General features: G+C 48.1%; 7 protein-coding genes and 1 pseudogene. 3 read left to right on the top strand and 5 right to left on the bottom strand.

Annotated features, from left to right (window positions below; translation table 11 throughout):
* Window positions 1–275: 275 nt before the first annotated feature.
* Window positions 276–755: pseudogene (locus HMPREF1992_RS00055) on the top strand (SDR family NAD(P)-dependent oxidoreductase); the annotation flags it as partial.
* Here HMPREF1992_RS00055 and HMPREF1992_RS00050 read toward each other — a convergent pair.
* Entirely contained in the window at window positions 756–1,694 is a 939-nt protein-coding gene (locus tag HMPREF1992_RS00050; protein ID WP_021683743.1) for a YafY family protein, read from the bottom strand.
* Between the two features lie 88 nt (window positions 1,695–1,782).
* On the opposite strand from HMPREF1992_RS00050, the gene HMPREF1992_RS00045 reads away from it, so the two are divergent.
* Window positions 1,783–2,196 carry a pyridoxamine 5'-phosphate oxidase family protein gene (locus HMPREF1992_RS00045; RefSeq protein WP_369791850.1) on the top strand — a complete coding sequence of 138 codons (414 nt, stop codon included), beginning with the start codon at window positions 1,783–1,785 and terminating at the stop codon, window positions 2,194–2,196.
* Between the two features lie 175 nt (window positions 2,197–2,371).
* Here HMPREF1992_RS00045 and HMPREF1992_RS00040 read toward each other — a convergent pair whose 3' ends face one another.
* From HMPREF1992_RS00040 to HMPREF1992_RS11365, 3 genes are read right to left on the bottom strand one after another with little or no spacing between them, the layout of a single operon-like run.
* Complete coding sequence (locus HMPREF1992_RS00040; protein ID WP_021683740.1) at window positions 2,372–3,943, bottom strand: recombinase family protein; 1,572 nt, start codon at window positions 3,941–3,943, stop codon at window positions 2,372–2,374.
* Complete coding sequence (locus HMPREF1992_RS00035; protein WP_021683739.1) at window positions 3,928–5,421, bottom strand: recombinase family protein; 1,494 nt, start codon at window positions 5,419–5,421, stop codon at window positions 3,928–3,930. The genes HMPREF1992_RS00040 and HMPREF1992_RS00035 overlap by 16 nt, the downstream gene beginning before the upstream one ends.
* Before the next feature lie 34 nt (window positions 5,422–5,455).
* Window positions 5,456–5,641 carry an SHOCT domain-containing protein gene (locus HMPREF1992_RS11365; RefSeq protein WP_026762616.1) on the bottom strand — a complete coding sequence of 62 codons (186 nt, stop codon included), beginning with the start codon at window positions 5,639–5,641 and terminating at the stop codon, window positions 5,456–5,458.
* A gap of 257 nt (window positions 5,642–5,898) precedes the next feature.
* Between HMPREF1992_RS11365 and HMPREF1992_RS00030 the strand changes: the two genes are divergently transcribed.
* Window positions 5,899–6,663 carry a hypothetical protein gene (locus HMPREF1992_RS00030; RefSeq protein WP_021683737.1) on the top strand — a complete coding sequence of 255 codons (765 nt, stop codon included), beginning with the start codon at window positions 5,899–5,901 and terminating at the stop codon, window positions 6,661–6,663.
* 41 nt (window positions 6,664–6,704) lie between these two features.
* Here HMPREF1992_RS00030 and HMPREF1992_RS00025 read toward each other — a convergent pair.
* Window positions 6,705–6,901: phage holin family protein (locus tag HMPREF1992_RS00025; RefSeq protein ID WP_021683736.1), on the bottom strand; the 197-nt coding region annotated here is incomplete at its 5' end.

Genomic DNA, 6,901 nt, shown 5'->3' with positions numbered 1-6,901 from the left:
GAAAAAAGTCAATATGAAATTATAGTTTTTCTAAATTTTGATAAACAGATACGGAATAATAGGGGCTGCTGTCTGCAAAATTCTTGTGTGCTACTTTGCCGCACATGAGCATTATAGCACGGGATGTCACTATGGATTTTGTTTTTGTTTAGCTGTTCAACTTCATTTTACAACGAACCCCAAAAAGAGAATTGTGTAGATTCCCCTAATAGAGATCAATTTCCCATCTTGTTGGAGTTTATCATCTTCTTAGGCAAGCAGTCACGTCAATCTTGATCAGACAAATGCTTCATCTAAACATCGAGGCACTGACCGTCTTTTCCACACTCTTCGTACGAGACTGCGCTGAGATAGAAGATACGCAGCTGATCAACATTTCCTCCGTCGGCGGCTACACCATTGTCCCAACTGCTGTCACCTACTGCGCGACAAAATTCTATGTCAGTGCATTCACCGAGGGACTCGCACATGAACTCATAGCACGCGGCGCGAAGCTCCGTGCAAAGCTCCTTGCCCCCGCTGCAACGCAGACCGAGTTCGGCGCAGTCGCGAACAACAACGCCGCCTATGACTATGACAAGGTGTTCGGCACCTATCACACAAGCAACCAAATGGCAGAGTTCCTTCTCGCCCTATACGATAGCGACCAGACAATCGGTATCGTTGATCGCGAGACCTTCGCATTTCGTTTGTGCCTGCCACAGTTTCCCTATGCGGGAGGTTCTGCACATAATCAAAATGTAGTCGATGAGTAATTACGCCATCTCCTTATAATGCATCGTCAACGTACGTAGCCGTGTACGGATCACCTCTCTGAGTGCCATAGACTCGACCGTTTGAACTTCATCTCCATAGTGGATAAAGTAATCCGCGATAAACTCCTCCTCGCCCACATTGTAAAATCCATGGATATAGTACCGCCCATTCTCCTCCACAAGTCGCATGGATGAATAGTGTTCTTTATAAAAAAAATCTCGTCCTTTTGCTGTAATTTCGACAACAAAGGAGAGAGCATCTGCACGGCGATAAAGTTCCTCTGAGGGGCGTGCAAAGGACGAGAGAGGCATCCCCGCCACATCCCTACACTCCTCCACCGTAGTGATGCGGTCACACCGAAAGACACGCGCCTGCCCCATCTCGAAATCATGTGCCGTCCCATACCACTGCCCATACGCTGCGCGAATCTCGAAGAACTGCACTGTATAGCGGCGCAGTTCTTTCTTTTGATAATAAATCACGCAGGGCTGCTCCCGTACAGCAAACTGTAAAATATCCCGCAAACATGCACTCTCATTCGCGTGCTTCGTTACATCGAGGCGCAGAATATCCGCGATGCGGTGCAGAGATGTCCTGTGGAGAGGGGCGCACTCCTCAAATTTTTCCCGCAGACGCACCACATCCAGATGAAACGGCGTCGTCTGATAGGCATCGAGTGTACGCATGGCAACGTAGAGCGCATACATTTCGTCCACGGTAAAAAGGATCGGCGTAAGTATACGATTCGGTAGAACCCCATATGACCCGCCACGTCCTGTGCGGGTAAAAATTGGCAGTCCCAACTCCTCAAGTGCACGCACATCGCGCAGAGCGGAGCTGCGCGAAATACTGTATCGCTCCATCAGATCACGCAGTCGAAAAGAGTTCTTTCCCGAAAGATAACGTATCATATCGTTCAGACGCTCGGATTTATTCATACACATCCTCCATAAAGGTGCCGCAAATTGACACCTTTTTATACTATACTACAACTATTCCACAAAGAAAAGGAGTATGGATATGAACATGAGTAACGAATTTCTGCGCCTGATGGCAGCACATCAAGACCTCGCACTTGCAACATCGGTGGACAATACGCCCCATGTGCGCATTGTGAATTTTGTCTATGCAGAGGAGAAAAAGCTCGTCTACTTCGCAACCTTTCCAGACAATGCAAAGGTTGGTGAAATCGACGCAAACCATACAGTTTCGTTCACCACGATCCCTCATGACGGGGGAACGGCACACGTCCGTGCCGTCGGCACTGCCGCGAAGAGCAAGCGCAGTATCTTCGACCTCGCCGATACATTCACAGCAAAGATTCCGGGCTACGACGAAACAATTGCTGCGGTCGGTGACGCACTCATTGTCTACGAGATCACATTTCCCACTGCGACAGTGACCGTCGATATGGAACACAGTGGAACGGTGACGATTTGAGTGTTGCTGCCCCATACCGATGATTGAAGGGCATCTTTCTTAGGGCGACTGAAAGGTCGTCCTTTTTGCTGCGTCTGTTGCGAGGCTACTTCTGGTAAATGGAATCTTCTGCGTGATGGAATCTTTTGCGTGATGGAATCTTTTGCGCGAAAGGTGATCTCTTGAATTTATATCTTCATCCCCCAACACCAATTTCAATCCCGCCTTTGAAAACAACGACCACCAGCCCGTCCTCCTTGACCACAACGTGATCGAGCAGTCCGGCCCATAGCTCCTCATCAAACGCAACCTGCTCCCCGTCGATACCGCATACCGCTTGAATCATGCCCTCCAAGGTATTTCTCTTGCTCTCCCTCTCGGCAATTTGCTCGTCCAACTGCTCCAAATGTCCCTGCTTTTCCACATAGAGTGCGCGAATCTCATTTTCCTGTTTCAGATATGCCGTCTGGTCCTGTGCCACCAGTGCGTTTTCGCGAATCAGTGTTTCAAGCCGTTCTGCCAAAACGCCCAGTTCCTGCTCTACTTTATCCCGTTCCTCCGTCAGCTCCACCGTTTGGCAAACATCATCAACCAGCGACCGAAGTTCTGCAATCACGTGCTCTTTGACTTCCACCAAGGAATTCAGTGCCTTGACGAAAATCTGTTTGATTTCCTCCTCCGTCAAGTGCCTCGTGCCGCACAGCTTCCCCTTGTGCGTATATTTATTGTTGCAGCGGTAGATGACTCTGCGGTATTTGTCGGTCGAGTGCCAGACCTTCGCACCGTAGTAACCGCCGCAGCAGCCGCATTTGATTTTGTTCGAGAAGATGCTCACACCGCTGTGCTTGCCGTTCTGCTCTCTGCGTTTTATCTCCGACTGCACAAAGTCGAATAAGTCCGGCGGGATAATCGCCTCGTGATGTTCCTCCACATAATACTGCGGAATCTCACCCGTATTCTTCCGTCTCGTCTTATCGAGGAAATCCGCCGTATACTCCTTCTGGATCAGCGCATCGCCACGGTACTTCTCGTTCGTAAGGATTGACCGTACCGTGGAAATATACCACTTTTCCTTTCCCGACGGAGATTTAATGCCCTGCTTCTCCAGTTCCTTGGTAATGGCGTAGAAGGAGCGTCCACCGAGGAATAGCTTGTAGATGAGCTTCACCACTTGCGCCTGTTCTTCGTTGATTTTGAAGTCCTTGTCATAGCCGAGAAATGCACTGTACCCCACACTGGTCTTGCCCTCGGCGAACTGCTTGCGCTTGCCCCATGTGGTGTTCTCCGAGATACTGCGGCTCTCCTCCTGAGCCAGGCTGGACATAATCGTTATAAGGAGTTCTCCGCGCGTGTCGAACGTCCAGATATTCTCTTTCTCGAAATAGATCTCTACGCCGTTTTCCTTGAGTTTGCGGACGTTCTGCAGAGAATCCACAGTGTTTCTTGCAAATCGGCTGACGGACTTGGTGATGATGAGGTCAATCTTGCCGGCAAGGGCATCCTCGATCATCTGGTTGAAGCCGTCACGCTTCTTTGTGTTGGTGCCGCTGATCCCCTCGTCCGAATACATGCCGACGAAATCCCAGTCGGCGCGGCTTTCGATGTAGTTCTTGTAATGCGCCATCTGCGTTTCGTAACTGGAAGCCTGTTCTTCATGATCGGTCGAAACTCTGGCATATCCTGCCGTCCTGCGCCGTCTTGGTTCTGCCGTAACCTCAGAGCGAAAGATTTTAGGGCTTGCAGGGATGACCCTCACTGTCTTTGCCATCGGTACGCGCCTCCTTCTTTGAGTTGAAATATGACCTCATCATCGGATATGGTGATCCGCTCGACATTCTGTACGATCTTGCCCTCGTAGCAGTCACCGAACAAGGATTCTGCCGCTTCCTTTAGTTCGGATTCGGTCAATCTCTTCAGTCGGCACTTTGTGCGCGGCTGACTGCAAGACCATACCTTAGTTCCCTTCGTCCATGTATCGCGTTCACACTTGCTGCCGCAGGAAGCGCAGTACACTTTGTTGGTGAAGGGATTGCTGCCACGCTGCCCGTTATAGATGCGGGCAGTCTTTTTTATGCGGCCATTTGTTAGGTGAAGTTCCACACAGTCACCGTAAATGACGATCTTGGACACCTTACGCCTGAGTTCCGCAGTATCAAAATCATCCTTCTCCATGACGGCTCTGACCGCAGCAACAAGCTCCTCCTCCTTGATTGGACGGCTGTCACATGCTGTGCCGCCCTTCCGCTCTTTCGTATTGCAGCCCCATCGCCTGTACTTCCCGGCAGTTCTTCTGCTGAAGCCCCCTCCGCAGCATCCGCATTTTACTATTCCCGAGAATGGCATCCGTACAGAATTCCGATTGCCGGACTGCTCGGCTCTCATTTTCCGTATCTCTTGTGCCTTATCGAAGTCATTCTTGCTCACAAGCGGCTCGAATATTCCGTCCACCATGTAAATGGGCAGCTCACCTTTATTCCGCTTGCGGACATGTCCCTCGCTGATGTAGTTTTTCTGCAGTGCCATTGTGCCCGTGTAGGAGATGTTGGAGAGAATATCCTTTACCGTGGTCTGCTCGATGGGTCTCCCCTGCCGTCCTGTGATTCCGCGCCCCGCGAGTGTCTTTGCGATGGCGTAGGCAGATTCCCCGGCAAGGTATCTACGGTAAATTTCCTTGACGATCTTGCCCTCGGCAGGGATAATGCGGAACATCTCTCCGTCCCATCGGTAGCCGTAAGGTGCTTTATGCCCGTTCGGAATCCCCTCGGCGAATCGTCGCCGCACGCCCCATCGGATGTTATCGCCGATGCTCCGGCTCTCCTCCTGCGCAAAGGATGCGAGCAGCGTCAAGAGGAGTTCCCCGTCCTCGGATGTGGAATCAATGTTCTCGCGCTCGAAGCGAACGGCAATCCCCTTCTCTTTCAAGCGACGGACGGTATTGAGGCAATCCACAGTGTCACGGGCAAAACGGCTGATGCTTTTGACGAGCACCAAATCAATCTTCCCGGCGTTGCAGTCGGCGATCAGTCGCTTGAACTCCGTCCGATGCGCGGTACTTGTGCCTGTGATGCCTTCATCTGCGTACACGCCTGCGTATTCCCATGCGGGATTATTCTGGATGAGATTGCTGTAGTAACTTACCTGCGCCGCAAGGGAGTGGTGAAGCGTATCCACAGAAACGCGGGCATACGCAGCCACACGCAGCTTTTTCTGCAATATAGGGCTTGGTTGAACTTTTCGTATCTTCATGGTGCTCCCTCCTTTCCACTCCCATATTCCCGTACTATCCGCACGATAGCAAGTCAATATCTGAAAATAAAAGTCCGATGACGGGACGATATTTCTCGCGCATTTTCGCTTCAAACGCAAGATACTCGTCCTCTGACAAAAGCCCGCTCTGCAGCATTTTCCATGAAGCACGCATCACCATCTGATACGTCATTTCCCGTATTCCTTCTTCCTTGCTCATTTCAACATCTCCCTTCATGGAACAGCGGACAAAAACGGCTCTTTTAGTCACCCTTTCGGGCAAAAAAGTTAAGGTGTCATTTTGACACCTTAAGCAAAAATTTCTTTGTTGTGCATAACTACATCAACATAAATGAGTTTGACAAGAAATTGTCGAGCAATGAGTTTAAATTAACTATTTCTTTATATCAGGATTTTCTTGGCATGATTTATACAATGTTGATATAATGTGATTAAACTATTTTGGAGGGTACGAATATGAAAAACTACACTATTGCAGCTGAAGACGACCTTGGTGATAAAATCACAAAACTATGTTGTGAAGGAATTTATATTTGTATTGAACAAATGTTTCGTGAAGATCTTGAAAATATGGGTATCATGATTCAAGGGAAAAGTCATGTGCGTTATACACTAGCTTGGCAAGACCGTACTAAAACCGAACAAGATATCATAAATTACATAGAAGAAAAACATAATATTAAATTGGAAGAACTCATAGCCACAATCGACTACGATAGATTCTTTTCTTATTTGTCTTCCCCCCATCAGGGTACTAATATTGAGATTTTAACAGAAGAAATACTGCATCCCAATTTAGAGAAAAGTGATTTGGAAGCAAAAATTGCATCTTATCTTAGCGAAATAAGTACACAAACAGGCCAACAAGATTTGATAATTACTGATCCCTGGTTTTTGCATATGGAAGACGATGTTCAAGAAAGATTGGTACAACTACTAAAGAACGCAAACATCAAAAACATAATAATCTATACCCAAAAACAGGGAAAAAAAGATGATTTTACTTCAAAACTAAATGCAGCAAATATCAACCATACAATTTATAAAACAAATATCTTTCATGACAGATTTTGGATTATGGGAGATTGTGGATTTGTCGTAGGTACATCATTCAATACTATTGGTGAAAAAATTGCTCTTATAGCTCATTTATCAAGTGATGATGTAGAGACCATTTGTAATCTTATCAAAGAAAACACCCCCTACGAAGAATTCAGATAACATACTTGTAAACCTAGAACTTCCATGTCAGTAAACTATTATTATTTGTCTCCAAGCCGATGCATCATGTCCTGCAATTTCTGCGGAACGGGAAGCCCCATCCGCGCTGCGTTCTCGATGATGGAGATTCCCTCATTCGAGATGTAGAAGAAGATCACGGCAGAGCGCAGGACGCAACCGCTCCCGATGATGTGCGTATCGAGGACATTCGCCACGCCGACAAGGGTGAAGATGCAGA

The organism is Selenomonas sp. oral taxon 892 str. F0426 (genome assembly GCF_000468035.1).
Lineage (GTDB): Bacteria > Bacillota > Negativicutes > Selenomonadales > Selenomonadaceae > Centipeda.
The sequence above is the reverse complement of the archived record's forward strand: the minus strand, read 5'-3'. Positions and strand labels throughout refer to the sequence as shown.

Coding starts and splice junctions, on each gene's coding strand:
- HMPREF1992_RS11365 (WP_026762616.1), bottom strand. CDS start 5,641: ATGAGCAAGGAAGAAGGAATACGGGAAATGACGTATCAGATGGTGATG.
- HMPREF1992_RS00050 (WP_021683743.1), bottom strand. CDS start 1,694: ATGAATAAATCCGAGCGTCTGAACGATATGATACGTTATCTTTCGGGA.
- HMPREF1992_RS00045 (WP_369791850.1), top strand. CDS start 1,783: ATGAGTAACGAATTTCTGCGCCTGATGGCAGCACATCAAGACCTCGCA.
- HMPREF1992_RS00035 (WP_021683739.1), bottom strand. CDS start 5,421: ATGAAGATACGAAAAGTTCAACCAAGCCCTATATTGCAGAAAAAGCTG.
- HMPREF1992_RS00030 (WP_021683737.1), top strand. CDS start 5,899: ATGAAAAACTACACTATTGCAGCTGAAGACGACCTTGGTGATAAAATC.
- HMPREF1992_RS00040 (WP_021683740.1), bottom strand. CDS start 3,943: ATGGCAAAGACAGTGAGGGTCATCCCTGCAAGCCCTAAAATCTTTCGC.